The sequence below is a fragment of the Rhodoferax sp. genome (genome assembly GCF_012927445.1).
In the GTDB taxonomy this organism is placed as follows: domain Bacteria; phylum Pseudomonadota; class Gammaproteobacteria; order Burkholderiales; family Burkholderiaceae_C; genus Rhodoferax.
Window position 1 is genome coordinate 222,397 of record NZ_JABBPD010000004.1, and the last position, 25,591, is coordinate 247,987.

General features: G+C 59.0%; 28 protein-coding genes and 1 tRNA gene. 12 read left to right on the forward strand and 17 right to left on the reverse strand.

The annotated features are described in order from the left end of the window. Positions 1 to 4: 4 nt before the first annotated feature. Positions 5 to 475 carry an Lrp/AsnC family transcriptional regulator gene (locus tag HHJ17_RS06545; protein WP_296499719.1) on the reverse strand — a complete coding sequence of 157 codons (471 nt, stop codon included), beginning with the start codon at positions 473 to 475 and terminating at the stop codon, positions 5 to 7. Between the two features lie 281 nt (positions 476 to 756). On the opposite strand from HHJ17_RS06545, the gene HHJ17_RS06550 reads away from it, so the two are divergent. Continuing rightward, on the forward strand, positions 757 to 1,338 hold the full coding sequence (locus tag HHJ17_RS06550) for a class I SAM-dependent methyltransferase (RefSeq protein ID WP_296499717.1): 582 nt from the start codon (positions 757 to 759) through the stop codon (positions 1,336 to 1,338). A gap of 72 nt (positions 1,339 to 1,410) precedes the next feature. Beyond that, a complete protein-coding gene (locus tag HHJ17_RS06555) occupies positions 1,411 to 1,899 on the forward strand; it encodes a pyridoxamine 5'-phosphate oxidase family protein (protein WP_296499716.1) in 489 nt (162 codons plus the stop codon). 23 nt (positions 1,900 to 1,922) lie between these two features. Here HHJ17_RS06555 and HHJ17_RS06560 read toward each other — a convergent pair whose 3' ends face one another. The 5 genes from HHJ17_RS06560 to HHJ17_RS06580 form a co-directional block, all read right to left on the reverse strand. Beyond that, on the reverse strand, positions 1,923 to 2,627 hold the full coding sequence (locus HHJ17_RS06560) for an amidotransferase (protein WP_296499713.1): 705 nt from the start codon (positions 2,625 to 2,627) through the stop codon (positions 1,923 to 1,925). A gap of 8 nt (positions 2,628 to 2,635) precedes the next feature. Continuing rightward, positions 2,636 to 3,337, reverse strand: coding sequence for a glycerol-3-phosphate 1-O-acyltransferase PlsY (gene plsY, locus HHJ17_RS06565; RefSeq protein ID WP_296499729.1), 702 nt, complete (start codon positions 3,335 to 3,337; stop codon positions 2,636 to 2,638). Positions 3,338 to 3,429: 92 nt separating this feature from the next. After that, complete coding sequence (locus HHJ17_RS06570) at positions 3,430 to 3,921, reverse strand: aminoacyl-tRNA deacylase (protein WP_296499711.1); 492 nt, start codon at positions 3,919 to 3,921, stop codon at positions 3,430 to 3,432. Beyond that, positions 3,921 to 4,985: an aldo/keto reductase gene (locus HHJ17_RS06575; RefSeq protein WP_296499709.1), complete on the reverse strand. Its 1,065-nt coding sequence runs from the start codon at positions 4,983 to 4,985 to the stop codon at positions 3,921 to 3,923. The genes HHJ17_RS06570 and HHJ17_RS06575 overlap by 1 nt, the downstream gene beginning before the upstream one ends. 75 nt (positions 4,986 to 5,060) lie before the next feature. After that, complete coding sequence (locus HHJ17_RS06580) at positions 5,061 to 6,842, reverse strand: AMP-binding protein (RefSeq protein ID WP_296505311.1); 1,782 nt, start codon at positions 6,840 to 6,842, stop codon at positions 5,061 to 5,063. Between the two features lie 25 nt (positions 6,843 to 6,867). Between HHJ17_RS06580 and HHJ17_RS06585 the strand changes: the two genes are divergently transcribed. From HHJ17_RS06585 to HHJ17_RS06605, 5 genes are all read left to right on the forward strand, one after another. Further along, positions 6,868 to 7,770: an alpha/beta hydrolase gene (locus tag HHJ17_RS06585; RefSeq protein WP_296505754.1), complete on the forward strand. Its 903-nt coding sequence runs from the start codon at positions 6,868 to 6,870 to the stop codon at positions 7,768 to 7,770. 92 nt (positions 7,771 to 7,862) lie between these two features. Next, positions 7,863 to 8,967 (forward strand): peptide chain release factor 2 gene (gene prfB / locus HHJ17_RS06590; protein WP_296505313.1). Its coding sequence is split into 2 segments (ribosomal slippage): positions 7,863 to 7,943 and positions 7,945 to 8,967, totalling 1,104 coding nucleotides; the frame shifts between segments, so codons are not numbered across the junction. An 84-nt stretch (positions 8,968 to 9,051) separates the two neighbouring features. Then, on the forward strand, positions 9,052 to 11,766 hold the full coding sequence (gene pepN, locus HHJ17_RS06595; RefSeq protein ID WP_296505315.1) for an aminopeptidase N: 2,715 nt from the start codon (positions 9,052 to 9,054) through the stop codon (positions 11,764 to 11,766). Positions 11,767 to 11,788: 22 nt separating this feature from the next. Then, positions 11,789 to 12,793: a class 1 fructose-bisphosphatase gene (locus HHJ17_RS06600; protein WP_296505317.1), complete on the forward strand. Its 1,005-nt coding sequence runs from the start codon at positions 11,789 to 11,791 to the stop codon at positions 12,791 to 12,793. Positions 12,794 to 12,819: 26 nt separating this feature from the next. After that, positions 12,820 to 12,895 (forward strand) — tRNA-Thr (locus tag HHJ17_RS06605). A gap of 281 nt (positions 12,896 to 13,176) precedes the next feature. Here the strand turns inward: HHJ17_RS06605 and HHJ17_RS06610 are convergent. The 7 genes from HHJ17_RS06610 to HHJ17_RS06640 all read right to left on the reverse strand — a co-directional run bounded on the left by HHJ17_RS06610 (position 13,177) and on the right by HHJ17_RS06640 (position 17,750). Continuing rightward, positions 13,177 to 14,076, reverse strand: coding sequence for a lambda-exonuclease family protein (locus HHJ17_RS06610; protein ID WP_296505319.1), 900 nt, complete (start codon positions 14,074 to 14,076; stop codon positions 13,177 to 13,179). Between the two features lie 78 nt (positions 14,077 to 14,154). Then, entirely contained in the window at positions 14,155 to 14,814 is a 660-nt protein-coding gene (locus HHJ17_RS06615) for a DUF1071 domain-containing protein (protein ID WP_296505321.1), read from the reverse strand. A gap of 146 nt (positions 14,815 to 14,960) precedes the next feature. After that, positions 14,961 to 15,398, reverse strand: a complete 438-nt coding sequence (radC, locus tag HHJ17_RS06620) for a DNA repair protein RadC (protein WP_296505324.1) — start codon at positions 15,396 to 15,398, stop codon at positions 14,961 to 14,963. Further along, positions 15,395 to 16,291 carry a zincin-like metallopeptidase domain-containing protein gene (locus tag HHJ17_RS06625; protein ID WP_296505326.1) on the reverse strand — a complete coding sequence of 299 codons (897 nt, stop codon included), beginning with the start codon at positions 16,289 to 16,291 and terminating at the stop codon, positions 15,395 to 15,397. Before HHJ17_RS06625 ends, radC begins: the two co-directional genes overlap by 4 nt. Before the next feature lie 141 nt (positions 16,292 to 16,432). Next, on the reverse strand, positions 16,433 to 16,858 hold the full coding sequence (locus HHJ17_RS06630) for a hypothetical protein (RefSeq protein ID WP_296505328.1): 426 nt from the start codon (positions 16,856 to 16,858) through the stop codon (positions 16,433 to 16,435). 2 nt (positions 16,859 to 16,860) lie between these two features. Further along, complete coding sequence (locus HHJ17_RS06635) at positions 16,861 to 17,136, reverse strand: hypothetical protein (protein ID WP_296505330.1); 276 nt, start codon at positions 17,134 to 17,136, stop codon at positions 16,861 to 16,863. A gap of 383 nt (positions 17,137 to 17,519) precedes the next feature. Beyond that, the gene (locus HHJ17_RS06640) at positions 17,520 to 17,750 is read right to left on the reverse strand and encodes a helix-turn-helix transcriptional regulator (protein ID WP_296505332.1); all 231 of its coding nucleotides are present in this window, start codon (positions 17,748 to 17,750) and stop codon (positions 17,520 to 17,522) included. Between the two features lie 363 nt (positions 17,751 to 18,113). Between HHJ17_RS06640 and HHJ17_RS06645 the strand changes: the two genes are divergently transcribed. From HHJ17_RS06645 to HHJ17_RS06665, 5 genes are read left to right on the forward strand one after another with little or no spacing between them, the layout of a single operon-like run. Continuing rightward, positions 18,114 to 18,380, forward strand: a complete 267-nt coding sequence (locus HHJ17_RS06645; RefSeq protein WP_296505333.1) for a hypothetical protein — start codon at positions 18,114 to 18,116, stop codon at positions 18,378 to 18,380. 50 nt (positions 18,381 to 18,430) lie between these two features. Next, entirely contained in the window at positions 18,431 to 19,099 is a 669-nt protein-coding gene (locus tag HHJ17_RS06650) for a DUF4124 domain-containing protein (protein WP_296505335.1), read from the forward strand. Positions 19,100 to 19,117: 18 nt separating this feature from the next. After that, positions 19,118 to 20,020: a hypothetical protein gene (locus HHJ17_RS06655; RefSeq protein WP_296505337.1), complete on the forward strand. Its 903-nt coding sequence runs from the start codon at positions 19,118 to 19,120 to the stop codon at positions 20,018 to 20,020. Between the two features lie 41 nt (positions 20,021 to 20,061). Beyond that, on the forward strand, positions 20,062 to 20,340 hold the full coding sequence (locus HHJ17_RS06660) for a hypothetical protein (protein ID WP_296505340.1): 279 nt from the start codon (positions 20,062 to 20,064) through the stop codon (positions 20,338 to 20,340). Positions 20,341 to 20,377: 37 nt separating this feature from the next. Continuing rightward, entirely contained in the window at positions 20,378 to 20,821 is a 444-nt protein-coding gene (locus tag HHJ17_RS06665) for a terminase small subunit (RefSeq protein WP_296505342.1), read from the forward strand. A gap of 24 nt (positions 20,822 to 20,845) precedes the next feature. Here the strand turns inward: HHJ17_RS06665 and HHJ17_RS06670 are convergent, their stop codons facing one another. The 4 genes from HHJ17_RS06670 to HHJ17_RS06690 form a co-directional block, all read right to left on the reverse strand. Further along, positions 20,846 to 23,692: a hypothetical protein gene (locus HHJ17_RS06670; RefSeq protein ID WP_296505344.1), complete on the reverse strand. Its 2,847-nt coding sequence runs from the start codon at positions 23,690 to 23,692 to the stop codon at positions 20,846 to 20,848. Positions 23,693 to 24,044: 352 nt separating this feature from the next. Beyond that, positions 24,045 to 24,812: a hypothetical protein gene (locus tag HHJ17_RS06680; RefSeq protein WP_296505348.1), complete on the reverse strand. Its 768-nt coding sequence runs from the start codon at positions 24,810 to 24,812 to the stop codon at positions 24,045 to 24,047. A 151-nt stretch (positions 24,813 to 24,963) separates the two neighbouring features. Next, positions 24,964 to 25,263: an addiction module antidote protein gene (locus tag HHJ17_RS06685; protein WP_296505350.1), complete on the reverse strand. Its 300-nt coding sequence runs from the start codon at positions 25,261 to 25,263 to the stop codon at positions 24,964 to 24,966. Beyond that, positions 25,260 to 25,583: a type II toxin-antitoxin system RelE/ParE family toxin gene (locus tag HHJ17_RS06690; RefSeq protein ID WP_296505351.1), complete on the reverse strand. Its 324-nt coding sequence runs from the start codon at positions 25,581 to 25,583 to the stop codon at positions 25,260 to 25,262. Before HHJ17_RS06690 ends, HHJ17_RS06685 begins: the two co-directional genes overlap by 4 nt. Positions 25,584 to 25,591 lie beyond the last annotated feature (8 nt).

Genomic DNA, 25,591 nt, shown 5'->3' on the forward strand with positions numbered 1-25,591 from the left:
CAGATCATCCCGCCAACACCGCCAGCGCCGTTTTGCTCACCACCTGCCGCAAAACAAAACTGGAATGCACGCCTGTCACGCCTTCGATGCTGGTTAGCTGGTCTAACAACAAAGACTGGTAGTGTTCCATATCACGCACGATTACTTTGAGCTGGTAATCGGCATCCTGCCCGGTGATCAGCAGGCAATCCAGCACCTCGGGCAAGACGCGCACGGCCGCCTCAAAATTAGCAAAACGCTCGGGCGTGTGCAGGTCCATGGAGATGTGAATTAGCGCCATCAGCGTCAAGCCCAGTTTTTTGGCATCCAGCAGCGCCCGGTAGCCCACGATCAGGCCGGACTCCTCCAGCGCACGCACCCGGCGCAGGCAGGGCGACGGGGACAGGCCGATGCGGTCGGCCAGGTCCTGGTTATTGATGCGTCCGTCTTGCTGCAGCACTTCCAAAATGTGCTGGTCGTAGCGATCAAGTTTCATGGCTTGCCTTGTTTTTGATTTAAAAGGCAGATTATTCCAAAATACATACGTTTAAAAGCAGCGACTGCTTTTAAATGCGATTTTCATGGAAACTACGCAATCCCCTGCCGGGCACCCCGGCCTACACTTGTTTCACCTGTTACCCACAGGCAAATGCAAGCAACCGGTCACCCCCCAACGTTGCGCAGGCTGGCCTCACGAGGGCTGGTCATACAAAACCTGAATCCCCAGCGCAACCTGCGCCGGGGGTCAAGCCTTCTTAGCATGAGCACCGCCCTTTGATGAACGACCTCTCCTCTTTCAACGAGCCCGATGCGCTTACCGGCATCCGGGTTGACAGCTGCGCGGCTGGTTTCACTATGGCGTCCGAAACACTGACATGCTCGCTCCTCAGAACACTGGCGAGATCAAAGCCAGCGGCCCGATTTCTTGAACTGGGTTCGGGCACGGGCCTGTCGACCGCTTGGCTACTCGATGGTATGGATGCGGCGTCGCATCTGACAACGGTGGATCACGACAAAGCCTTGCTGTCAATTGTTGAACGCCACTTGGGTGACGACCCGCGCTTGACCATGGTCTGCGCCGACGGCGATGAATTTTTGCATTCCCTGCGTGGGCAGCGTTTTGATTTCATTTTTGCTGACACATGGGCTGGTAAGTACCGGCTGCTGGACGAAGCGCTTGCCTTGCTGAATCCGGCCGGTTTGTATGTCATTGACGACATGCTGCCGCAAGCCAACTGGCCCGAAGGTCATGCCAGTAAAGTCGCCCATCTTGTCACCACACTGGAACAACGCCAAGACTTCCGGGTTACTAAATTAAGCTGGGCCAGCGGGATTGTTCTCGCCAGCAAAATGCAGTAACCATCTTGCTGCCGATCACTGAAAATACACAACAGCGTTTGTATTTTCAATTTACACAAGATCGGCTGTTTTATGTCCCACGAACCCCGCCTCACCCGCGATTTGCGCACGCTGCTCAACACCCAGCGCGTGGCGGCCTTGGGCACGCTGGGCGAAGACGGCTTGCCGTTCGTGTCGATGGTGCCGTATGCGCTGGAGCCGCGTAGCGCATCTGTTGTGATCCATGTCAGCGGACTGGCGGCCCACACGCGCTATTTGCAGCTCACGCCACAGGTGTCGCTGTTAGTGATGCAAACCGAGGTGGCGGGTGAGCCAGTGCACGCCCTGCCCCGCGTCACGCTGATCGGCAAAGCCACCGTGCTGGCGCGCGACAGTGCGGCGTGGCTTGATGGCCGCAATGCTTATCTGGCGCGCTTTCCGGACGCCGAGCCGATGACGCAGTTGGGCGACTTCAGGTTTGTGGCGATCCAACTGACGTGCGCCCGCCAAGTGGCGGGCTTTGGCGCGGCGCGGTCGCTGGATGCGGCGACTTTAGAGAGCGTTTTGCGGCCACTGGCCTAGCGGCGCACTGGCAAACACGGCTGTCAGGCAGCTTCTATGAAAGCGACGATCATACGGGCCATGTGCAGGCCGTCATGGCCCAGCGCCAGGCTGTTGAGGCTGGTGGCGTAGTGCGCTTCACCCAGCTGCTCGCGCCGTTTGTTCAGCAGGTGGGCGCTGTAGTCTTCAACAAACTCCGGATGCGGTTGGACGCAAAACACCTGCTGGCCCACCGTAAAGGCGGCCACCGGGCAAAACGCACTGCTGGCCAACAAGGTGGCGCCCTCCGGCAGGGCCAGCACCTGATCCTGGTGGCTGGCCAACAGCGCTATCTCTGTGCGCCCCTGCGCCTGTGCCATCGCGGGCGCGTGCCATTGGTAGGTCATACGCCCAGCGCCCCAGCCTTGCGCGGCCCGCCCGACCGTGGCGCCTAAACACAGCGCAATCAGCTGGTGACCAAAGCAGACGCCCACCAGTTTCTTTTGTGTTTGCAAGAGTTGCGTCACGTGTTGGCGCAGCGCCAGCACCCACGGGGTTGGCGCGAACGCGTCGGCCTGGCTGCCAGTGAGCAACACGGCATCGAAATCATCAAACGATGCGGGGTAATGCCCCTGCGTGGTGTTGAAAAGCTCAAACGACCAGTCAGCGCCCGCCTCGCCGAGCAGGCGCACAAACATGGCGCCGTAGCTGCGGTAAATCGGTGCGGCCTCAGGGTCCAGCACGTCGTTGTCAAGGACGCAGATTCGCATGCGCTGGTTCAGTGTTTATGTTTGTGCGTATGGTCATGCGGGTTTTTGCGGGCGTGATCCTGAAGGTGACTGATTTTTTCAGGTGTCACTTTTTTACCCAACCGCGACTCGGTACCTTTGGCCAGACGGCCAAGGTTTTCGGCATGGCGGTAGATCAACAGCAATGACATGATGGACAGCGACAACAAAACGCCCTTGTTCATGTACCACGCCGTGCCATCGCCAAAGATGTAATAGACTGGGGAAAACACCGCCGCCGTCAATGACGCCAGCGACGAGTAGCGAAAAAAGTAAGCCATGATCAGCCAGGTAACCCCGGTGGCCAGACCCAGAATCCAACTGATGCCCACCAGCACGCCCAAAGCAGTGGCCACCCCTTTGCCACCCACAAATTTGAAAAACAGCGGGTAAAGATGGCCCACAAAAGCGGCCAGCCCAACCAGTGCCATGGTGCCTTCTTCCAGCCCATAAGGCTTGCCGTACCACTTGACCAGCATCACCGGCAACCAGCCCTTGGCCGCATCGAGCAGCAGCGTGGCAATGGCGGCGCCTTTGCTGCCGGAGCGCAGCACATTGGTGGCGCCGGGGTTTTTGCTGCCAAACGTGCGCGGGTCATTCAACCCCATAACACGGCTGACGATCACCGCAAATGACAGCGAGCCGATCAGGTAACCCGCCAGCATGGCCGCCAGGGGGAAGAAAGATTGCATTGATTCCAAAAGTCGTCTCCTGCTACCGCCCCCGGCAACCGAAGGCATGAAGCGCGTATTTTGCCAGCCCGGCTCGCGCGCCCAAGCGGCGATTAATCAAGCAGCGCGCAGTGCACCGGTTTGGCCGCCAGCAACTGCACGCAGACCTGCGGATCCAGGCCCACCAGGTAACCGCGCCGCCCGCCGTTGATCAGGATCTTGGGCAAGTCCAGAATCGACGCTTCGATATAAATCGGCATGCTTTTGCGCGTGCCAAACGGCGAGGTGCCGCCCACCAAATAGCCGCTGTGCCGGTTCGCCACCTCGGGCAGACAGGGCGCTACCGACTTGGCGCCGATTTGGCGCGCCAGGTTTTTGGTCGACACCTTGCGGTTGCCGTGCATCAGCACCACCAGCGGTTTGGCGTCCTGGTCCTGCATGATGAGGGTTTTGACCACCGCGAAGGGGTCCCACCCCAGCACCTCGGCGCTGTGCAGGGCACCGCCACGCTCCAGGTACTCGTAGGGGTGCTCGCTGAACAACACCTTGTTCGCCTTGAGCAACTGGGTGGCGGGGGTTTCGCTGACGTGGTCTTTTTTGGCCATTACAGCGCTGGGTCGCGGATGTCCCAGCGAATGGCGTCGATTTTTTGCAGCAACTCAGGCGGCAATGTGGTGCCCCAGGCATTCAGGTCTTCGTCCAGCTGCGCCACCGAGGTAACGCCGATGATGGTGCTGGCCACCTGCCATTTGGTGTAGCAAAAGGCCAGCGCCAACTGGGTCGGCGTCATGCCGCAGTCGCGTGCCAGTGCGTTGTATTGGCGCGCCGCCGTCAGCGCTTCAGGGCGACCCCAGCGCTGCTTTCGAGTGGACTCGAACTTGGTGATACGCGCCTGTGCCGGTGCGTCCGGGCCGGTCAGGCCGGAGGCGTCGTACTTGCCAGTCAACAGGCCAAAGGCCAGCGGCGAATAAGCCAGCAAGGAGACACCCAGACGGTGCATGGTTTCGTCCAGCCCGTTTTCCACCGTGCGGTTCAACAGGCAGTAAGGGTTTTGCACGGTCGCCACGCGCGGCAAGCCATATTGGTCGGCCAGCCGCACAAACTCGTGCACGCCATAGGGGGACTCATTCGACAAGCCGACCGCCCGCACTTTGCCACTCTGCACCAGTTGTTGCAGCGCTTCCAGTTGCGCGTGGATCGAGGTCACGGGGCCGTCCTTGGCCGGGTCGAAATACACCTGGCCAAAAGCCGGCACATGGCGCACCGGCCAATGGATTTGGTAGAGGTCAATTACCTCGGTCTGCAGGCGCTTGAGGCTGCCTTCGCAGGCGGCGACGATGTCGGCGGCGGTCAGGTCGGCGCTGCCGCCGCGAATCCACGGCATGCCGCGCGCCGGGCCGGCCACCTTGGTGGCGAGCACCAGCTTCTGACGCGCCGTCGGGTTCTTGGCCAGCCAGTGGCCGATGATGATTTCAGTGGCGTTGAAGGTTTCAGCGCGTGGCGGCACGGCGTACATTTCGGCCGTGTCGATGAAGTTGACGCCGCGCTCCAGCGAGCGGTCCAGGATGGCATGGGCTGTGGCCTCATCCACCTGTTCGCCAAAAGTCATGGTGCCGAGGCAAATGGGGGTGACGTGCAAATCGCTCTGGCCGAGCTGGATGGTTTTCATGGTGTTGGGTCGATCGTGAATATAAAAACCGCGCCCCGCTGGGCGGACCTGCGCGCGGCAAAAAGATAAATGAGTTTACGGCGTCCCCAGCGAGGTTGCCGCGCTACGGGCTTGTGCCGCGCGGGCTTCTTCTTGCAGGCGCAGCACGCGCCGCTGCAACTTGCCGGTGGTGGTCGTGGGCAGCGCATCGACAAACTCGATCTCTTTGGGGTATTCGTAGGGCGCCAGCTTGTCTTTGACGTGGGCTTGCAGCTCCGCCACCAGCTTTAGATCAAACTGGGCTCTAGCCTCCGTATTACCTTCGCGAGCAGCTACAAAATCAGGAGCAAGAACGACATAGGCCTTGACCAGGGCACCGCGCTCCGGGTCGGGCTTGGGCACCACGGCGGCGTTGGCCACCGCCGGGTGCTTGACCAGGCAGTTCTCGATCTCGCCGGGGCCGATGCGGTAGCCGGCGGCCTTGAACACGTCGTCCGAACGGCCCTGGTACCAGAGATAACCGTCGGCATCGCGCGTTGCCAGGTCGCCGGTGCGGCACCAGTCCCCGGTGAATTTGTCGCGGGTGGCGGCTTCGTTTTTCCAGTAGCCGAGAAAGAAGATGGGGTCGGGCTGGCCGCGCACGTCAAACCGGTTCAGCGCCACATCGCCGGCCACCCCGGCCGGGCATTCGTTGCCTGCGTCATCGATCACTGCCACGCGGTGGCCGGGGTAGCCCTTGCCCATGCTGCCGGGTTTGGCCGGCCACTGGACAACGCAGTTGCCGACGATGTAGTTCATTTCGGTCTGCCCGAACATCTCGTTGACGGTAACGCCCAGCTGCGCCTGGCAGTAGTCAAACACAGCGTCGCCCACCGCCTCGCCCGCGCTCATGATGGCCTGCAGTTTCAGCTGGAATTGGTCGCGCACGGTGCGCCCCGGCTGCCCCGGGTAGGCCTTCATCATGGCTTTCAGCGCGGTGGGGAACAAAAACGTGTGCGTCACGCCGTATTGGCCCATCAACTCCAGCGCCGTCTGCGGGCTGAAGCGGCCGCTGTAGGCCACGATCGGGCGGCCAAAGTAGAGCGTGGGCAACAACGCATCCATCAGGCCGCCGGTCCAGGCCCAGTCAGCGGGCGACCAAAAAATAGCCTCGGTCGCGGCATTGTCCCCGCCGTCAAACCCAAACCAGTTCTGGCTGCAGACAAAACCGCTGAGGTTGCCGATCAGCGCCCGGTGCGGAATGACGGCGCCCTTGGGGTTGCCGGTGGTACCGCTGGTGTAGATCAGCACGGCGGCCTCATTGGCATTGGTCGCGGCGGGCACAAAGTCAGGCGTCACCCGAGCGAGCGCATCCGTGTAGTCCACGTCCGCCTGCGCGCCAGCGCCGTCCAACCCGAGCACACTCGTTAACAGCGGACAGTTTGCGCGCACCGAAAGCACGCTGGTGACAGAGCTTTCATCACAGATCGCCAGCACCGCCTCGCTGTCATGCAGCCGGTATTCGAGCGCTTCCGGGCCAAATAGCATCGACAGCGGCATGGCGACCGCGCCCATTTGCAACACCGCCATGTACGCCACGGCAGTCTCAAAGCGCTGCGGCATCACGATCGCAACGCGGTCGCCGCGCGCCACGCCCAGCGCCGCCAGCACCCGGGACAAACGGTTGGCCTGCTGTTGCAACTCAAAATAAGTATAAAAACTGGCCCTAGCCCCCGTATCCGTTGCGTGGATAGCTACTCTTTTCGTAGCATCTGGCAACTGCGCCCAGCGGGCACAGCAGACTTGGGCGATATTGAAGTGTTCGGGTACCTGCCACTGAAAACTGCCGTGCAGCTGGGCGTACTTGTCGAATTTGTCGCTGTGTTGACTGACGCGCATGGGAGGCCTCTTTATGATCAACCGAATGTACCAAGTCAAAAGAATTTCCCATAGCGAGTTTGTCCCTATACGCAACCTCACCTATCACGTGCAGGTCTGGGGCGAACCGGCCGCCGACAAGACCCCGCTGGTGCTGCTGCACGGCTGGATGGACGTGGCCGCCAGCTACCAGTTTGTGGTGGACGCCCTCAGCCACAGCCGTTACGTGATCGCCCCCGACTGGCGCGGCTACGGCCAGACGAGCGCCGGCGGTGCGGACAACTTCTGGTTTCCGGACTACCTGGCCGATCTGGATTTTTTGCTGGACCACTACGCCCCGCAGGCGCAGGTTGATCTGGTGGGCCACAGCATGGGTGGCAATGTGGCCATGCTGTATGCCGGTGTGCGCCCCGAGCGCATCCGCCGCCTGGTCAATCTGGAAGGTTTTGGCATGGCGGCCACCACGCCCGACGAGGCGCCGGGCCGCTATGCCAAGTGGATGGACGAACTGAAAAGACTGCACCGGGGCGAGCTGGACCTCAAGGCCTACGAGGCCGTCAGCGGTGTGGCGCGCCGCCTGATGAAGACCAACCCCCGGCTCGGGCAGGACAAGGCCAACTGGCTGGCGCAGCACTGGGCGCATGAAAACGCCCAGGGCAAATGGAGCATTCTGGGCAATCCATCGCACAAGATTTCCAACGCCCAGCTGTACCGGGTGGACGAACTGCTTGAGATTTACCAGCGCATCAGCATGCCGATGCTGTCGGTAGAGGCCTCCGACAACAGCCTGGAGCTGTGGTGGAAAGGCAAGTTCACGCTGGCGGAGTTCCACGAACGCCTCAAGTCCGTGCCGCAGGTGGAAATCGCCCGCATCGAGGACGCCGGCCACATGATGCACCACGACCAGCCGGAGATTCTGGCGGCGCTGATCGAGCGTTTTCTTCCCTGAGCCTGATCGGCGCCGTGCCGCGTCCAGGTGTAACAGGCCCGGCGTGAGAAAATAGCGGGTTATTTGAAACCGACAACGTCAGGACCCGCCTCATGGAAGCAGAACGCATCAACCTCATCGGCACCCAACTCTCCGATTTGAGCGCCCGCACCCTCGATTTACGGGGGTATCTTTGACTACCCTGCCAAAGCAGAACGGCTGAGAACCGTCAACGCCTCCCTCGAAGACCCCGCCGTCTGGAATGACCCGAAACGCGCCCAGGAACTGGGCCGCGAGAAAAAAGCGCTGGACGGCGTGGTGCTGACGCTCGACAACCTGACGGGCGAACTGGCCGACAACACCGAGTTGTTCGAGATGAGCAAAGAGGAAGCGGACGAAGACGGCCTGCTGACCATCGAAACCGAGACCGCCAAACTGGCCGCCATCGTGGAAGGGCTGGAATTCCGCCGCATGTTCAACAACCCGGCCGATCCCCTGAATGCCTTTGTTGACATTCAGGCCGGCGCCGGCGGGACGGAGGCCTGCGACTGGGCCAGCATGCTGCTGCGCCAGTACGTGCGCTATGCCGAGCGCAAGGGCTTTGCCGTCACGATTGAAGACGAAACCGCCGGCGACACCGCCGGCATCAAGGGCGCCACCATCAAGGTCGAAGGCGAATACGCCTTTGGTCTGCTGCGCACCGAAACCGGCGTGCACCGCTTGGTACGCAAGTCGCCGTTTGACTCGTCGGGCGGCCGCCACACCTCGTTTGCCTCGGTGTTTGTCTACCCCGAAATCGATGATTCGATCGTCATCGACATCAACCCCAGCGACGTGCGTACCGACACTTTCCGCGCCAGCGGCGCCGGTGGTCAGCACATCAACAAAACCGATTCAGCCGTGCGTCTGACCCACTTGCCAACCGGCATCGTGGTGCAGTGCCAGGATGGCCGCAGCCAGCACGGCAACCGCGATGTCGCCTGGAAGCGCCTGCGCTCGCGCCTGTACGACTTCGAGATGCGCAAGCAGCAGGAAGAACAGCAAAAGCTGGAAGACTCCAAGACCGACGTCGGTTGGGGGCATCAGATTCGCTCTTATGTGCTGGACAACAGCCGCATCAAGGATTTGCGCACCAACTACGAAACCTCCGCCACCCAGAAGGTGCTGGACGGTGATCTGGACCAGTTCATTCAAGCCTCGTTAAAGCAGGGCGTCTAGTGCGCCCCTTGAGTGCTCAGCAAGTGGCCGCCCGTGTGCGCGGCTGCTTGGCGTTGATGAATTCAAAATATTGGGAGAACCTGCATGTTGCAACTTCGTGAGGCCGACGGCCCCGCCACGGTGATCCACCGCGCCGACTACGCCGCACCTGCGTACTGGATTGACACCGTCAATCTGACGTTTGATCTGGACCCGGCCAAGACCCGCGTGCTCAACAAAATGACGTTGCGCCGCAACGTGGAGGTTGCGCTGCAGCCCCTGAAACTGATCGGGGAAGAGTTGAACCTGGCACGCGTGCTGGTCAACGGCCAGGGCGCCTCGTTCAAGATGGAAGGCAAGCAGCTGGTGCTGGACAACCTGCCGGCTGAAGGCAGTTTTGAGCTGGAGATTTTCACCACCTGCGCGCCGATCAAGAACACCAGTTTGACCGGCTTGTACGTCAGCAACGACTCGTTCTTTACCCAGTGTGAAGCCGAAGGCTTTCGCCGCATCACCTATTTCCTGGACCGTCCCGATGTGATGGCCAGCTACACCGTGATGCTGCGTGCCGACAAGCAAAAATACCCGGTGCTCCTAAGCAACGGCAACCTGGTCGACTCCGGGCTGCTGACCGGCAGCGGCAACGAAGGCCGCCATTTTGCGACCTGGGTTGACCCGCACAAAAAACCGTCTTACCTGTTTGCCCTGGTGGCCGGCCAGCTGGTGTGCCGCGAGCAGCGCATCACCTCGCGCGGCGGCAAAGACCATTTGCTGCAGGTTTATGTGCGCCCCGGCGACATGGACAAAACCGAACACGCCATGAACTCGCTGATGGCCTCGGTGGTGTGGGACGAAGCCCGCTTTGGCCTGCCGCTCGATCTGGAACGCTTCATGATCGTCGCCACCAGCGACTTCAACATGGGCGCCATGGAGAACAAGGGCCTCAACATCTTCAACACCAAATACGTGTTGGCGAACCAGGCCACCGCCACCGATGTTGACTACGCCAACATCGAGTCGGTCGTCGGCCACGAATACTTTCACAACTGGACCGGCAACCGCATCACCTGCCGCGACTGGTTCCAGCTTTCCCTGAAAGAGGGCTTGACCGTGTTCCGCGACCAGGAATTCAGCATGGACCTGTGCGCCGACGCGTCAGCCCGCGCCGTCAAGCGCATCGAAGACGTGCGCGTGCTGCGCACCGCCCAGTTCCCGGAAGATGCCGGCCCGATGGCGCACCCGGTGCGGCCCGACAGCTACATCGAGATCAACAACTTCTACACCGTCACCATTTACGAAAAAGGTGCTGAAGTCGTGCGCATGATGCAAACCCTGGTCGGCCGCGACGGCTTCGCCAAGGGTATGACGCTGTACTTTGCCCGCCACGACGGCCAGGCCGTGACCTGCGACGATTTCGCGCAAGCCATTGCCGATGCCAACCCGGACTCGGAACTGGCGCGCCTGCTGCCCCAGTTCAAGCGCTGGTACAGCCAGGCCGGCACGCCCCGGCTGGCTGCTGACGGCCACTATGACGCGACGGCCCAGACCTACACGCTGAACTTCAGCCAGTCTTGCGCCGCCACGCCCGGCCAGTCGGCCAAAGAGCCGTTTGTGATTCCGGTCAGCATGGGCCTGGTCGGCATCAGCGGCGCCGCCCTGCCCTTGCAATTGCAAGGCAGTTCTGACCCCGTTGGCAACAGCCACCTGTTTGTCATGACACAGCCGAGCGAATCCATCACCTTCATCAATGTCGATGAAGAGCCGGTGCCCTCCATCCTGCGCGGCTTCACCGCCCCGGTGCTGCTGGACTTTGACTACAGTGACGCCCAACTGCTGACCCTGCTGGCCGCGGACCTTGACCCGTTCAACCGCTGGGAAGCCGGACAACGGCTGGCACTGCGCAGCGCTATTAATTCAATAGCTACTCCCGCAGATGCTACGGGGGCTACAGGCCTAAATGATGCCTATATCGAGGCGATGCGCCGCGTGTTACGGCATCCGACGCTGGATGCCGCCTTCAAGGAACTGGTGCTCACCCTGCCCTCTGAGACCTACATCGCCGAGCAGCTCGACGTGGTGGACCCGCAGCGCATTCATGCGGTGCGCGAAGCCATGCGCGCCCAGCTGGCCACGGCCCTTGCCCCCGACTGGCAGTGGGCGTTTGAGGCCCACAGCGACAACGGCGCTTACCGGCCCGATGCCCTGTCAGCCGGCCGTCGCGCTTTGGCCGGCATGGCGCTGGCGCAGCTGTGTCTGGCTGCCCGTGACGATGCCGACAGTGTGTGGCCCGGCAAGACCTACCAGCGCTTCAAAGACGCCGGCAACATGACCGACTGCGCCAACGCGCTGCAGGCCTTGATCGGCAGCGGTCACGCGCTCGCCACCCCGGCGCTGGCGCGTTTTCACAGCCAGTTCAAAAAAGAAGAACTGGTCATCGATAAATGGTTTGCCCTGCAAGCCGGCGCCTGCGACCGCGGCGGCCAGGTGCTGCCAGCCGTGCGTCAATTGATGGCCCATTCCGACTTCAACATCCGCAACCCGAACCGGGCGCGCAGCGTCATCTTCAGCTACTGCAATACCAACCCCGGCGCCTTTCACCGCACCGATGGCGCAGGCTATCTGTTCTGGAGCGAGCAGGTGATGGCACTCAACAGCATCAACCCGCAAGTGGCCGCGCGCTTGGCGCGGGCTCTGGACCGCTGGAAAAAACTGGCCGAGCCCTACCGCAGCGCAGCGCGTGAAGCCATTGCGCGCATCGCGGACAAAACCGATTTGAGCAACGACGTGCGCGAGGTCATCAGCCGCGCACTGGCCGACTAATGTGAACTTTAAAGGAACCACAATGTCTACAAAAATTTCTCTCACCCGCTATCTGGTGGAGCAGCAACGCATTGACGGTCATATTCCGGCGCAACTGCGGCTGCTGCTTGAAGTGGTCGCCCGCGCCTGCAAGCGCATCAGCCAGGCCGTCAACAAAGGCGCGCTGGGCGATGTGATGGGCAGCGCCGAGACCGAAAACGTGCAAGGCGAGATGCAAAAAAAGCTCGACATCATCGCCAACGAAGTGCTGATCGAAGCCAATGAATGGGGCGGCCATCTGGCGGCCATGGCCAGTGAGGAAATGGAAGGCATCTACGTCGTGCCCAACCGCTACCCACAAGGTGAATACCTGCTGCTGTTTGATCCCCTGGACGGCTCCAGCAACATCGACGTGAACGTCAGCATCGGCACCATCTTCAGCGTGCTGCGCAAGCCTGAAGGTACCGGCGTGTCCGAGCAGGATTTCCTGCAAGCCGGCATCAAGCAAGTCGCCGCTGGCTACTGCGTGTACGGCCCGCAGACCACCCTGGTGCTGACCGTGGGCGACGGCGTCGCCATGTTCACACTGGACCGCGAGCAGGGCTCCTTCATCCTGACCGAGGAAAACGTGCGCATTCCGGACGACACGAAAGAGTTTGCCATCAACATGAGCAATATGCGCCATTGGGACGCCCCCGTGAAGCGCTACGTTGACGAATGCCTGCAAGGCACTGAAGGCCCCCGGGCCAAAGACTTCAACATGCGCTGGATTGCCAGCATGGTGGCCGACGTGCATCGGATTCTCTCGCGCGGCGGCGTCTTCTTGTACCCCTGGGACAAGCGCGAACCCGAGAAGCCCGGCAAGCTGCGCCTGATGTACGAAGCCAACCCCATGAGCTGGCTCATCGAGCAAGCCGGTGGCGCCGCCACCAACGGCAAACAGCGCATTCTGGATATCCAACCCAGCAAATTGCATGAGCGCGTGAGCGTGATTTTGGGCTCGAAGAACGAAGTAGAACGCGCCACCCGCTACCATAACGAGGCCTAAAGAGCCGGCTATAATTCAGCGCTTAAGCCGGTGTAGCTCAGTCGGTAGAGCAGCTCATTCGTAATGAGAAGGTCGGGTGTTCGATTCATCTCTCCGGCACCAACGCAGATAAGGGTTTGCCGCTATGAAAATAGCAGCAAACCCTTTCTCTTTGGTGAGGTTGTAGGCAATCTGTAGGCAACTTGCCCAAATACAGCGCCAGCACAGCGCCCGCCACACTGCACCCTTTATGCGACCACCAGGAGCGTAGCGCCTGATAATCTGCACCATGCTGTTACAGACCCTTTCTATGTGGTTCGAAAGGGAACCCTTGTGGGCATATGGACCCGACAGCTAAGGACCAAAGCCCGCGAAACGTAGTGCTGTGAAGAGAGGTCGGAGACCTAGTCACCAGCGCCCTTATCAGCGGTCACCCTCACCTCCACCCGTGACTTCCCTCTGTAGCCGTTCAAGTCCAGCCCCTTGAGCTCCGGCACCCGTTTGTAATCCACATTCCCAGCCTTCCAGTACCGCGTCACCGAAACGCCAGAGCCCTGCTCACGCGGGTGGACCGCCAGCGCCAGCAACTCATCGCGGGCCTTTGCCACTGCAGCATCGGCCACATCGGCCGCCTGTTTAGCCGCAGAGAACGCCAGCGCCGCCGCCGTCCAGCCAGCATCCTCGCGTTGAACCGTGTCCGCGTCGGTCAGCGGCGGCGGGATGTCGCTGTCCAGGTAGCCCTGAAACTGCTCCCAACCTTCAAGAATCCGTTGCACCGCATGGTTAATCGGCTCAATCGGCCGCAGTAAGCCCTGCGAGCCATCAAACACCCACAGGTGAGCCAGCCCCGCGCCCGACACCATCAGTTGATGTTGTACCTGCGCAGCATAGTGGTCAGGCACATGGCCGGCATTAACTTCGCGCCACAGCTTCGAGTCCTGACCTTGGTACGGGCACTTGATCTCAACGATCAGCTGACCCTCCAGGTCCATGCCATCCAGGCTGGCAGAGTAACGACCGTTCTGCAGCACAAGTGGCTGCATGATTTCACCCGTCTGGGCTTCATAGGCAGCCCTGGCAATTGGCTCCAATGTGGTGCCATGTTGCATAGCTGGCGTGACCTTGGTCGTTGAGCGCCCGGTTTTCAGCAGCCAGAGCTGATACGGCGTCATCCAGGGGCTCACGCCCAGTACAGCCGCCGTCTCAGACGCATTGCGCATGGTCAGCCGATAGTCGAGCCAGGCTTGTGACCCTTGCGTCAGTTGGACGATGGTGGCGGAGTGGGTTTGTGTCAGTGTGTTCATGATAATTTCCTTCAATGTTTAGTCGGTTTTGGCAGTGAGTGACCCACGTTTGCGTGGCAAAAATGGGTCGATGTGGGTTCAAGCCGCCTTGCGACGGTTCTCTAAGCTGCGAATGACGCGCTCAAAGTCGGTGGCAGCAATGCCGCCTAACTCTTCAACGCCGAAATACGACAACACCCGCTCCAGCGAGATGCCGGCCTCCACTGCCAGCTTGTGGATGTGCGTCTGCTGAGACTTGCTGATACGCGCCGGGGCAACCGTCCGATTGACTGGTGGCCGATCTGGCAGCAGAGCGCTGGGTTCCGCCCAGTCCGCCACCGGCACTGGGTCGTTGGCCGCCTCCAGTGCGACCGGCTGCGGCAGGTCTTCCCCAGCGTAGACGTAGAGCCCCAGGCCATGCAGCGCAATTGCCTTGACCAGACAGCGCTGGATCGAGGTATTGATGTCAAAGGCCGTGGGCGCCGGAATGGGCCGGTTGCGACTATCAAGCACCGGGTGAATCTGGCTCAGGGTGATGCCCTGCACCGTGACGGCCACCTCGACAAACACACCGGCCTCACACAGCAGGTAAGGCTTGCCGTCGAAGCGGCACACCACCCAGGTGGCGCTGGGGTCCGCCAGGCGCAGCTGACTGACCGCGTACGGCCAGCTGAGATAGCTAAACCCGCCTTTGCGCTCAAGATGGTCAGACACGTTGATGGCATTGAGGCGGGCGAAATAATTGTCTTGATCAGACATGATGAAAACTCCTTGGGTTAAAACGACAACGCCCGGTGAAGCAAAGCTCGACCGGACGTAGGGGGTACGGGACGTGCCAAATGGTGGGGTGCCACGCCACGTCCACGAACGCGGGCACCGAACTGACAGAACCGACAAAAATCGGGTTACAGCAGCCCCCGCTCAGCGAAACTGAGCACGGTGCTGCGCGTCACGATGAAGTGATCGAGCACGCGCACGTCCACCAGCGCCAGCGCCTGCTTGAGCGTGTGCGTCAACGCCTCATCCGCCCGGGAGGGCTCGGCCACATTTGACGGATGGTTGTGAACCAGGATCACCGCTGAAGCCTGGCACGCCAGCGCCTCGATCAGCACCTCACGCGGATAGACCGAGGTCTGCGTCAGCGTGCCGCGAAACAGCTCCTGGTAATCGATCACCCGGTTGTGCACATCCAGGAACAGACAAGCGAACACCTCGTATGGGCGATCGGCCAACCGCAAGCGAACGAAGTCGCGGGCTGCATCCGGTGAGGCTAGTGCATCCGCTTCGCGCACCTGGCACTCCAGCAGCTGCAGCGCTTGAACCACGATCGGATCGCGCTTCATGCCGCCACCTCATCCGCCTGGACTGCTTCCACCGGCTGGCCGATGAGGAAGTCGGCCGCCTTCTGCGCCATCGATGCGGCTGTGAAGATCAGCCGCTTGTCGCTGCGCAGGGCCGTGAGCCAGCTGGCGATGTAACTGGCATGCTGCAGCTCACCCGGTAGCCCGCAATGACTGCTCAAAAAAGCAGCACCCATTTCGGCCACCAATTCCTCAAACGCGTAGGCTTGAATATGCTGGCGCCCGGACAGCACGCGGTTGCAGCGACTCGGGTGCCCGGTCCAGTGCGTCAGTTCATGCAAGGCGGTAGCGTAGTAGCTGCTGGCCTGCGGAAACTGCACTGGCGGTGGCAACTGAATCACGTCGTCACCGGGCCGGTAAAACGCCCGGTCGCCGCCGAGTCGAATGTCGGCGCCAGACTGTGCCAGCAGCGTTTCAGCCGCCTCAATCGGGCTCCAGTCCTCTGGCGGTGCTGGTGTGGTGCTCAGTGCCGCAGGCAAACCATCCACCTGGGCGGCGTTGAAGACGGTGAAGCTGCGCAACAGCGGGATCACCTTGCGCCCCGGTGCATCGTTGGCGGCCCGCTGCTTATCCTCACACTCCAGCATTTTGAAGAACACGATATGGGTGCCAGTCTCACCGCGGCGGACACAGCCACCCAGGTTACGCGCCTGCTGGAACGTCAGCCAGCGGTTCAGGACATAACCCTGCGTCATGGCCTGCACGTTGAGCAACAGCGTGTTGATGCTGCGGTACTGGCGGCCGGTGCTCAAATTGGCGGGCACCAAGCTGCCTTGTACCCGGTTCCACGGGCACACCCAGGGTGGCGTGCCCGCCTCAAGCGCGGCAATGATCTTGTTTGTGACGGTTTGGTAAAGGTCGATGGTTGATTTCATGAAGATGCTCCAGATGTGAAAAAGCCCCTGATGGACGAGCCAAGCAGGGGCGGAAGGTTGATTAACAGCAAGACTTGGAATGACCTGCATGGTCAATCCACAGAACCAGACACAAAGCCCCACGCTAGTGGGGCTCGAGGGCTATGTCGGTTGCAGCGCTGAGCGCGCCAACTGGGTGAATCGATCTGCCAGCCCCGACACGGCGGCGACCGCCAGATCGAGCTTTTGATCAGACAGCACCACCGACAGGGCCGGATGCAGCACGTACTGGCTCAGCGCCAGCGCGGCGATGGCGGCCAGCAGCCATACCAGGAACGACAGGAACACCCCCAAGGCGGCGGTTTCAATGACCCACAGGGCGACAGACGCCACGGCGATGCCAGTAGCAATATCGCCAGTGATGGTGGCGACGGAACGAATCAGAATATTGCGACGTGAATGGGACATGGGGAACTCCTTGGGAGTGAGAGGATTGAGACAGGACAGGCGAAACAACAGGTTGTTGAGCAGCGAGGGCTGCTTGAAACGCCGGGAATACACCGGTTTGGGGCGATGGCTGTAAGCCATGGCTAGAGCGCCAGGCGGATCAAGCCAGGGAAGTACAAGTCACCCTGGATGTAGCCGAAAGCTTTCTTCGCCAAGGTCGTGCCGACGCTGGTCAGCAGACCGGCGAAAGTGGCGGCCATGACGCCCGAGAACGTGCCGAAGTGAATGGCCAGCACGATCAACGTGACCGCGACGTCGAGCACGACGTCGTAGCGTAGCCAGCGCAGCATGGTCTTGCGCGGCAGTTTGATGAAGATAAAAACAAGGCCAAGAAAGATGGCGAAACCAGTGGTGAACATGGTGAACTCCTGAATAGCGGATCAACGTGAATCCACAAAGCTCAAACAGAACGGCGACCTCGGTCGTCGTGGTTGTTGGGCTTCATGGGCTTGCGTCTTCAAGAACTGAAGACGAAAACGATGACCGATGCAGTCGCTGTACTCAGCGGCGGCTGGAGTTGGGGGTTAGGGTCCCCTATGGCCCGGAACGGAAACCGAATCCCGAAGTGCCGGTAGCTTTATTTGACCCGGGGGGGAGAGAGACTCACGCAGCTGGATGGATGACTTAAATCGGCAAAGTCAATTATTTTTCAGTAAAAAATATGTGGGAATTTTGCGCAATGGCGTCCGGCTAAAGGTGAACGTAAAAAGGGACAGCTTGCGAGCTAGTCGCTTGTTAGCGGCTATTCAGCCTGCGCTTTTATCAGTTCAAATAAATCAAACACAGTCATGCCCAAAGCGTTGGCGATGACCTCCATTGCATTCAACGTGGGATTGGCTTGCCCGGTCTCGATCCGGCTCAGATAGGTTTGGTAAAAACCGCACTTTTCACCGAAAACAACTTGGCTCATACCAGTCGCGATGCGCAGGGTGCGTACGCAGGTACCAAATTGTTGAGCCAGAGTTGTTTTCACGACTCTGACTATCTTGTCTATGCTCTAATTCGCATAAACACTAATTCATATAAAAGCGGAGGCTAAGTCATGGCAGTTAGCAACGTAACTGAGCTCGTATCAATTTACTGTCCCAGATGCGGGCATGGGTTTACGCATGAAAAGAAGGCTGAAGGAAAAATACTCGGTGCTGTTGGCGGGGCGATAGCTGGCGCCAAAGTCGGTGCTTGAGTTGGCCTTGTTGGCGGGCCACTTGGCGCAATCGCCGGGACAATCCCTGGCGCCGCTCTTGGATTTTTCTTCGGTAGTAAAGCGGGGCGTTCACTTGCTGACGACCCCAATTGCCCAAAATGCGGCACCAAATTCTAGATGCAGGGGTGAGTGTTGAAGCCCCGCCTCTGGACCGACTACCAGGAGCTCCGAGCGTACGTCAAGCGGACGGTAGACCTTTCCGGTAAATCGCTCACCGTTTTGTGTGTTGAGGACGGCTGGAAAATACCCGACCACTACTCCCTCGCGAATGGCGGATACCCTGACTGGTACTACGAGGAACAAGACGAAGGCCCACAGGCCGATCCGCCAGAGATGCTGGAAATGGCGCCGAGCCACCTCGTTCCGGGATGGCTCGGCGGCACCTCTGATCTCGACTAACGTCCGTAAACACCGTCGCCGCTAACACCATGAAGAGACCGTGTGGAAATATGAAAAAAATAATGTTTAACGCGTCGATTTTTCTGCTTTGTATTAGCACCCAGGCCCAAGTTGTTAAGTGCAAAGATGCAAACGGTAAGATCATTTATAGCGACGTGGCTTGTCCATCCAACGCCACGAGTTCGGCAATCAATCTCTCTGGTGGAAATATCACTGAAGATCAGGCTCATTCAGCACGAGAGAGCGCGGAAAACTCCAGCAATACTGGAGGCGGCGAAAACTGCTCAATGTTGAAAAATCAAGCTCGGCAGACGTTTGACTCGTTTCAGGAAAACACAAATCTCAAGAGGTGGGACGTTTCTTTCCAATCTCTGCAAAACTTGGCGAACTCTTGTGCATCGCCTGAGATATGCGGACTCATTAGGACTCGAATTGACCACGCACAGCAGAGGTATAGTCAAGACAACACCTCATATCGAGGTTCTCAATTGAATTCTGTCACGGCTCTCTTGGCCAGTGCCTGCCGCAGCGGCTCCGCCAGACAGGTTGGTCGCACAGCACCAGCTCAAACTGAGGCCCAATCGCCTGCCGTTCCCGTCAATAAAGGTGGGAGCTATTACACAAAAGACGAATTTGGAACGGTGGTCAGAAGTGACAAATGCTTCCATACCAAAGATGTTTTTGGCGTCAGCAGACGAAGCGCGGGATGTGCAAGGTAGAACCTTTAGCATGCAACCATGGCTGCGGCCCGGCGAGTACACAACAAAAAAAGGGGCGTAATGAAGAGACTTATATGCAACCGCATCAAGACGTGGCTATTCGTTTTAAGCATGACTTTCAGCATGCTTTTTTTGCCTGGCTGTTCTGACCCATACGCGGCCAGACTTCCTGTAAATTCAAAATTAACAATGGGTGAAGTCGAAAAGATTTCCGCCAAATTAGAGCCGGCAGACCAAGATGTATTTAGGCGTTGGGCAGAACGTCAAACGCGAGGTGGTTCTTTTGGCGGTGAGGGTACCGCCCCCACCGTGAAAATTGCATTGCTAAATCAAGCTGAGTTCGATGCTCGTATGAAGATCGAGCTGGCTGCTGCTAACGCACAAAAAGCCGAGGCAGATCGTATTGCAAGAGAGAGAGAAAAGGAGGCGCGTGACAAACAGGCACAGCTTGCTCAAATTGCCACAAGACGTGCCGAAGTAGATGCGGAAATTCGCAAGCAGTTTGATGCGCATGCCATTGGATATGAGTTACGACCACTTACAAACTCGTACGGCGAAATTGTTGGGAAACAGTTTGTTTTCAAATTGAAGCTCGCGAATAAATCTTTGAAGAATTTGGTTGGCGCGGCTGGATGGGTCTCAGTGACGGATGTTTTTGGAGCTGATTTGGGTTCATATCCTATGCGTATCGAACCCAAAATGAAGCCGGGACAATCTATCGACTATTTTGCAGTTATGGATTACGACTACTCCAACCCAAAGCACTACGCCATCACACAGACGGCATCGCTCCGAATCCATTGGTTCTTTGAGTCCGTCGCATTCCAAGATGGAACAAACATCGACTACAGAACGATTGCGAGTGAGAATGGCCGCGTGGTGCCTACCAAGCCTCAGCCCCAAAAGGGTGTCGTCATGTAATTCATGGGTAGGTCGAAGACGAGTACAAGAATCCGACATACATGGCAACCATGGACATGAAAATATCGAGCTCCGAACCGTTAAAGCCTCCAGACTGGGATGCCGACGAGTTTGAAATTCCGCCGTTTTTGCGGGCTCCAGAAAAAGACACCCGTTTAGCAACAGTAAACATGATCGAAGGGATAGATGCCAAGATTGCGAAACTTGCAAAGCTGGGCCTGCGTCCACACCCGAACATGGTCGGGTATTGGAAGGAGCTGGTGGAGCAGCTTGAGAGTGGCGGGCCGTATCGCCTGAGAGTGACTTCTGGGGTGTTTTAAGGCGACATTTTTTCTTCGTATTGCTTAAAATATCACAATGCGAAATACAGCCATCTCCCTCACTGATAAACAGGGGCGTTTTATTGACGAGTACATGGTCGATATGAACGGCGCAGCTGCTGCTGAGCGGGCTGGATACTCCAAGAAGACAAGCCGGGCGATTGCGTGTGAATTGTTGACAAAACCTGACATTCAGGCAGAGTTGCAGGCCCGGGGTGCGGCGCTAGCACGGGAATTGGAGATCACCCGCGAGGGGGTGGTGCGAGGTTTCCTGGATGCGTTTGAGATGGCCCGGGCGGACCGACAGCCTGGGGTGATGGTGTCTTCCATGGCGGCGGTAGCGAAATTGCTGGGCCTGTATGCGGTGGAAACCAAGCGGGTGGAGTTGACGGCTGGGCAGGGCACGATACAAGCCAATTTTGCGGCAATGAATGACGCGCAGCTACTGGCCCTGATTGCGCAGGGCGCAGTAGCTGTTTAGGCGTGGGTCAAGGCTGGGTTGGTGCTAGTCAGTGGCACGCTCAGAAATCCCCCCAAAACCACCCAAACCACCCGCTGCACGCTCCACCGTTTGCAACACTTGCCAGCGCATCACGCCGTGCGCCTTGCCAGCTTTGACGAAGCGCAGGCCCCCGTTGCGCTGCTCCGCATGGCGCTCGATCCAGCGGCCCAAGATGCGGGCGTTAACTTTGCCATTTTGTCCAGCAATTTCATCAATGGCGTCTGCCAAATGAACTGAGGCAGGCTCGGGATCACTAAGCGACTTGGCCATGGCGACTGTCGTTGGCTTGGCGCCAAAGGCTGTGTGCCACGCATTGAGCATGGCCGCCAGTTTGGCCTGATCCGGGTTTTCGGATTCCGAGCGGGTGATTGACTCCGCGGGGTCGGCAAAGTTGGGCAGGTCCGTGCGATCTGATGCGGTAACCAACGACTGGAGCCAGCACAAGGGTTGTCGAACCAGGTCATCCCACACCTCAAACGAAGCAATTCGACCGGGTGCGGCCTTGGGGCGACCGGCTGTGATGTAGGCGCGTACGATGGTCAGCGCGGCCACCACCATTGGCTGGCGGTTCTTGATCACCTCCGCCTGCGGGTTGAAGGCAAACTCGCGGGTGAAGGGTTGCTCCTGCTGGGCATCCAGGCGCACGATCAGGACCCGGCGGTGTGTGTCACCGGTTAGCATCAGGTTGTTGCCGGTGATCAAGAACAGCGCCTTGTTGGGCAGCTCCTGTGTCGTGGATTCACCCAGGATGCGGTCCTTGAACGAGGGTGATGTAATGAACGAGTCAATGGCCGCATTGCCCAACGGTTCACGCACGTTGTCCAGCAGTAGCACGGTGTCACCACCACGCAGCCCGGCAAACAGACGTTTGCGCCACTCGTCCTCGTCTTTGGCTGGTGGCATGACGGACACGTCACCACCGGTGCACATGGCGGCGACGCACTTGGCAATCAGCGTTTTCCCAGTGCCTGCCGATGGGGCATCGAAGCCATAGGCCGGGCATGTCGGCAGACTCGGCCGTAGTGCGGCGGCGATCAATGCCGAAATCAACACCCCCACCGACACTGGGTCCACCACCGGAAACTTACGAAATGGGTGCCACAACAAGGCCAGGGCATCCAGTGCGGCGGTCTCGGTGGGTGACTGTGGCACGGTGGGCGGATTGATCTCTGACGTGACGTAGAGCAAGCCGGTTTTTTCGTCATGGCCGGGTGTGTCCAGAATGCTGCCATCCTGGCGCAGGATGGGTGCGGTGCATACCGCCTCCAGCCGCCGAAAATTCCGGCTGCCGTGCTTGGCCAGTATTGCTGTGGCGACTGATAAAGGCGCGTCTTCTGCAACTTCCTGAATTGAGGTCTGGTGACCCTCCTTGTCCCGGTTGACCCGCACACTGTAGAAGTCCACGACCCGGCCCAGATGGTCCAGCAGCCAATCACTCGCGACAGAGGCGGCCTTTCGGTTGGCAACGTAGGCTATAGATTTGTCGCCGTAGTCGAACAACTCGCTGCGGTCGATCAATACACGTAACGTGGAGTCAGTGGAATCAATGCGCATGCCGCGTCCAATTTGCACCCGGGCCGACTGGCGGCGCAGCTCGTAGCGCATGCCACCATGCCGGTGGGAATAGATATCGGGCCGACCGCCATTGAGCAGCCGAGCCACGGCCACCCGGCCGTCCTCGTTGGGGTCCAGCGGATCGGCATAGCGTGTGCCGTGGTAACGCTGAGGGTTGTCCAGCAGCTGTGCGACTGTGATGGTCGATCCATCAAAGTATGTCAACTCAAAGTCTCCCATCAGCACGCAGTGCAAACTAGCACGCTCCAGCACGTTAATCGCCTGTGCCAGCTTAATGCCACGGGCTTGGGCCAGGGCAGGTGCGCGTTCAACCGCCCACGCTTTGGCTTGTACCGCGCACTGAAGTTTGGCTGCCGCGCGTTCAGCCTTACGGGCGGCTTCGGCAACTTTGCGGATGGCGGGGGTCACGCTGGCCATCAGCAGGTGCAGATCGAACTGCCCCTCTTGTGGGCCGTAAATGACACCCGTAACGAGAGGGCGAGTGACTCCGTCCACCAACTCGGGAGGGCCAGCAAAGTCCATGCGTTCTGGCTGCCAGACCGCAGTGTCCACCAGGCAGCGCATGAGAGCTTGGCCTGCTGCGCCAACATCTACCCAACCGTCGCCGGGGGTGGCCCACAGCAGATCAGCCAGGGCTATGCCAGCCTCAGGAATCAGCGAAGCGTCTTTGACCGGCACATAGATACGGTGGCGGTCCAGTGGCGTCAACACTTGACCATTCGGGCGCAAGCACCCGGCAGAAGCGCTAGGCCGCCCCAGCATGGAGGCGTGGGTGAGTGCCGGTGCTGCGGCCAGCAGGCGCGTGCGGAACTGGTCTTGCGTCAGTGACCCGTTGGGCAGGCCGTCATGGTCCAGCATCATGATGCCAGGGCCACGGTGAAACGTGAAGTTGTCGCGGGTACGGGCGATGGCCCCTTGCTCTTGCGCCTCGGCATCTGACCGGGTACACAGCGTGGTGGTGGCATCCACGGTGATGCCCCAGGACACCGCGTTGGCACTTGTCAACCCGTTCAGGTGGTCGCGTAGTTCATCCAGACCATTGACCTCAATCCGTCGCGTGGTGCCTTGCGACATATTGGCGGCGGTCTCCTTGCGTAGCGTGCCATCCGGGTTCAAACCGATGATCTTGGTCAGGCGAGTTGGGACCGTGCCTGTGATCTCGGTGAATACCAGTTGGGCCATGACCGACGAGCAGCAGGTGTTTACCGGGTCCGTTACCTCAATCGTCGCCGGGGTGGATTGAAGGGTTTTGGGTGGTTTATTGGAGGCAGCCATGATTCAAACCCCTACTTTTGCGGCCACACCCAGGATGCGACGGAGATCGTCTGTTTTCCAGTGCAGGCGGCCATGCACACGAAGGGGACGCAGTGGGCCGTTTTCTTGACAGGCGTAAATTCTGAGCGTTTGAGGGCGCCGGTTCAGATAGTAGGCAGCTGCGGCTGTCTCGACTGTGGGGCGGGTGACAAATTCCAGAGGGGGGAACTGAGGGGATGATGCAATTTTCATATTGGGTTTCTCCAAACAACAGCGTGGTATTACGGTGTATGGATACCCATTCTTTGTATATTTTCTCAACGGACAAATGCCGGAGTAAGTCCTGACAATCTCCCGACATCCCCCCGGGAAATTACTCGTCTGCGCTCAACTTCCTTGATGTAAAACTAATCATTGCGTCGTTGAGCTCTGATAAAGCAGTTGGCTGGATTAGCTTATTTCTCGACCTTGCCCACTGCATGCAGCCGACCTCAAACCAACCACGAGGCCCCGCTTTTGCTGCAGCCAACCCATTGTCAGCCGCATCTTTCATGTCTGCGTTAATACTTGGCCACTCGTGTTTGTGGTGATCAATCATTGCAGCCTTTGTCATTGAAAACACAGGCACACCGGTAGGTGCTTCGGCTTGCACCGCAAGGAGAATCTTCGCTAGAGGTAAACTTTTCTCAGTGGGATCAAGGAACCCCTCAAATACCAATTTAGCAAATGCATCCGGGAGGTTCACAGTCGGTTGCAGTTCGAAATTCTCTTGTTCCAGAGGTGAGTAGCTGGGTATGTCGTCTCGTGAAGGTAAAAAGAGACGCTCATGGATACGCCACAGATTCTCCCAATAAACAAATGTATTTGCCGGCAAAATTTCCAAAGTGGCGCGACTAATCAAATCGGGCGCGTTCGCACCAGATGCCGACAGGCTGTCAGCATACTGCCGCCAGCTCTTTGGGAGGATCGCTATGACCGTGTTGTTTGACCCCAAAACGTAAGCCCTAAAACCATGCTCAGGATCTGAAAGAATGCGAGCTAAACAGCGGGGGCCCATGTCACCACCGGTCACGCATGGAACGGCACGAACAGGAACAATTCGATCACCATCTAACATTAAGACTGCATTGACATTGATCATCTGGATATGCATCCAAGTGCATTTTTAATCACCCGACTGATACCAATATGCGCGGCAAAATACGTCACACTCAGATTGTCAAACCAACCCGTCAGCAGTTCGCCAGAGTTTGCGGGGTTGCGCATGGCGTGGTTACCGTGAGGCAGTGCATTCAAGCGTGCTCGGGCACGACGCTCAGACGCAGCCCCACAGCGTGCAGCACCTTGTGAATGGTGGTCAGTGTCGGGTTGCCGTCTGGGCTCAATACTTTGAAGAGGGTCTTGTCACCCACATCGGCACGGCGGGCCACTTCTGCCATGCCATGGGCATTGGCAACGTGGCGCAGTGCAACCAGTAGCGCGGCTGGGTCGTCCATCTCCATCACGGCCTCGATGTAGGCAGCTGCCTCAACAGGGTCTTTCATTGTCTTGACCATGTAGTCGTCATAGCTTGCATCGCGTGGTGTTTTCATGGCTTACCCCTTTGTTTCCAGTCATTCAAATATGTGATGGCACGCTCAATGTCGCGGCTTTGGTCACCCTTATCACCACCACAAAGCAGCAACACCAGCACGGTACCCTGTCGGCTCACGTAAATCCTGTAGCCCGGTCCGATGTCAATTTTCAGTTCTTGCACGCCATCTCGCAGCGGCTTGCAGTCGCCAAAGTTACCAGCCCCAACCCGCGTCAGCCTGGCCCGTATCTGCGCTCGCACCCGAACGTCTCTCAACTCATCAAGCCATTGGGTCAGCGGTGACTGACCTTGCCGGTCTTGGTAATAGCGAAGTTCCATAATGGTAT

Excerpts from the sequence above, each read along its gene's own strand:
- HHJ17_RS06545 (WP_296499719.1), bottom strand. The coding sequence starts at position 475 with ATGAAACTTGATCGCTACGACCAGCACATTTTGGAAGTGCTGCAGCAA.
- HHJ17_RS06550 (WP_296499717.1), top strand. The coding sequence starts at position 757 with ATGAACGACCTCTCCTCTTTCAACGAGCCCGATGCGCTTACCGGCATC.
- HHJ17_RS06555 (WP_296499716.1), top strand. The coding sequence starts at position 1,411 with ATGTCCCACGAACCCCGCCTCACCCGCGATTTGCGCACGCTGCTCAAC.
- HHJ17_RS06560 (WP_296499713.1), bottom strand. The coding sequence starts at position 2,627 with ATGCGAATCTGCGTCCTTGACAACGACGTGCTGGACCCTGAGGCCGCA.
- plsY (WP_296499729.1), bottom strand. The coding sequence starts at position 3,337 with ATGCAATCTTTCTTCCCCCTGGCGGCCATGCTGGCGGGTTACCTGATC.
- HHJ17_RS06570 (WP_296499711.1), bottom strand. The coding sequence starts at position 3,921 with ATGGCCAAAAAAGACCACGTCAGCGAAACCCCCGCCACCCAGTTGCTC.
- HHJ17_RS06575 (WP_296499709.1), bottom strand. The coding sequence starts at position 4,985 with ATGAAAACCATCCAGCTCGGCCAGAGCGATTTGCACGTCACCCCCATT.
- HHJ17_RS06580 (WP_296505311.1), bottom strand. The coding sequence starts at position 6,842 with ATGCGCGTCAGTCAACACAGCGACAAATTCGACAAGTACGCCCAGCTG.
- HHJ17_RS06585 (WP_296505754.1), top strand. The coding sequence starts at position 6,868 with ATGTACCAAGTCAAAAGAATTTCCCATAGCGAGTTTGTCCCTATACGC.
- pepN (WP_296505315.1), top strand. The coding sequence starts at position 9,052 with ATGTTGCAACTTCGTGAGGCCGACGGCCCCGCCACGGTGATCCACCGC.
- HHJ17_RS06600 (WP_296505317.1), top strand. The coding sequence starts at position 11,789 with ATGTCTACAAAAATTTCTCTCACCCGCTATCTGGTGGAGCAGCAACGC.
- HHJ17_RS06610 (WP_296505319.1), bottom strand. The coding sequence starts at position 14,076 with ATGAACACACTGACACAAACCCACTCCGCCACCATCGTCCAACTGACG.
- HHJ17_RS06615 (WP_296505321.1), bottom strand. The coding sequence starts at position 14,814 with ATGTCTGATCAAGACAATTATTTCGCCCGCCTCAATGCCATCAACGTG.
- radC (WP_296505324.1), bottom strand. The coding sequence starts at position 15,398 with ATGAAGCGCGATCCGATCGTGGTTCAAGCGCTGCAGCTGCTGGAGTGC.
- HHJ17_RS06625 (WP_296505326.1), bottom strand. The coding sequence starts at position 16,291 with ATGAAATCAACCATCGACCTTTACCAAACCGTCACAAACAAGATCATT.
- HHJ17_RS06630 (WP_296505328.1), bottom strand. The coding sequence starts at position 16,858 with ATGGCTTACAGCCATCGCCCCAAACCGGTGTATTCCCGGCGTTTCAAG.
- HHJ17_RS06635 (WP_296505330.1), bottom strand. The coding sequence starts at position 17,136 with ATGTTCACCACTGGTTTCGCCATCTTTCTTGGCCTTGTTTTTATCTTC.
- HHJ17_RS06650 (WP_296505335.1), top strand. The coding sequence starts at position 18,431 with ATGAAAAAAATAATGTTTAACGCGTCGATTTTTCTGCTTTGTATTAGC.
- HHJ17_RS06655 (WP_296505337.1), top strand. The coding sequence starts at position 19,118 with ATGGCTGCGGCCCGGCGAGTACACAACAAAAAAAGGGGCGTAATGAAG.
- HHJ17_RS06660 (WP_296505340.1), top strand. The coding sequence starts at position 20,062 with ATGGCAACCATGGACATGAAAATATCGAGCTCCGAACCGTTAAAGCCT.
- HHJ17_RS06665 (WP_296505342.1), top strand. The coding sequence starts at position 20,378 with ATGCGAAATACAGCCATCTCCCTCACTGATAAACAGGGGCGTTTTATT.
- HHJ17_RS06670 (WP_296505344.1), bottom strand. The coding sequence starts at position 23,692 with ATGGCTGCCTCCAATAAACCACCCAAAACCCTTCAATCCACCCCGGCG.
- HHJ17_RS06680 (WP_296505348.1), bottom strand. The coding sequence starts at position 24,812 with ATGATCAATGTCAATGCAGTCTTAATGTTAGATGGTGATCGAATTGTT.
- HHJ17_RS06685 (WP_296505350.1), bottom strand. The coding sequence starts at position 25,263 with ATGAAAACACCACGCGATGCAAGCTATGACGACTACATGGTCAAGACA.
- HHJ17_RS06690 (WP_296505351.1), bottom strand. The coding sequence starts at position 25,583 with ATGGAACTTCGCTATTACCAAGACCGGCAAGGTCAGTCACCGCTGACC.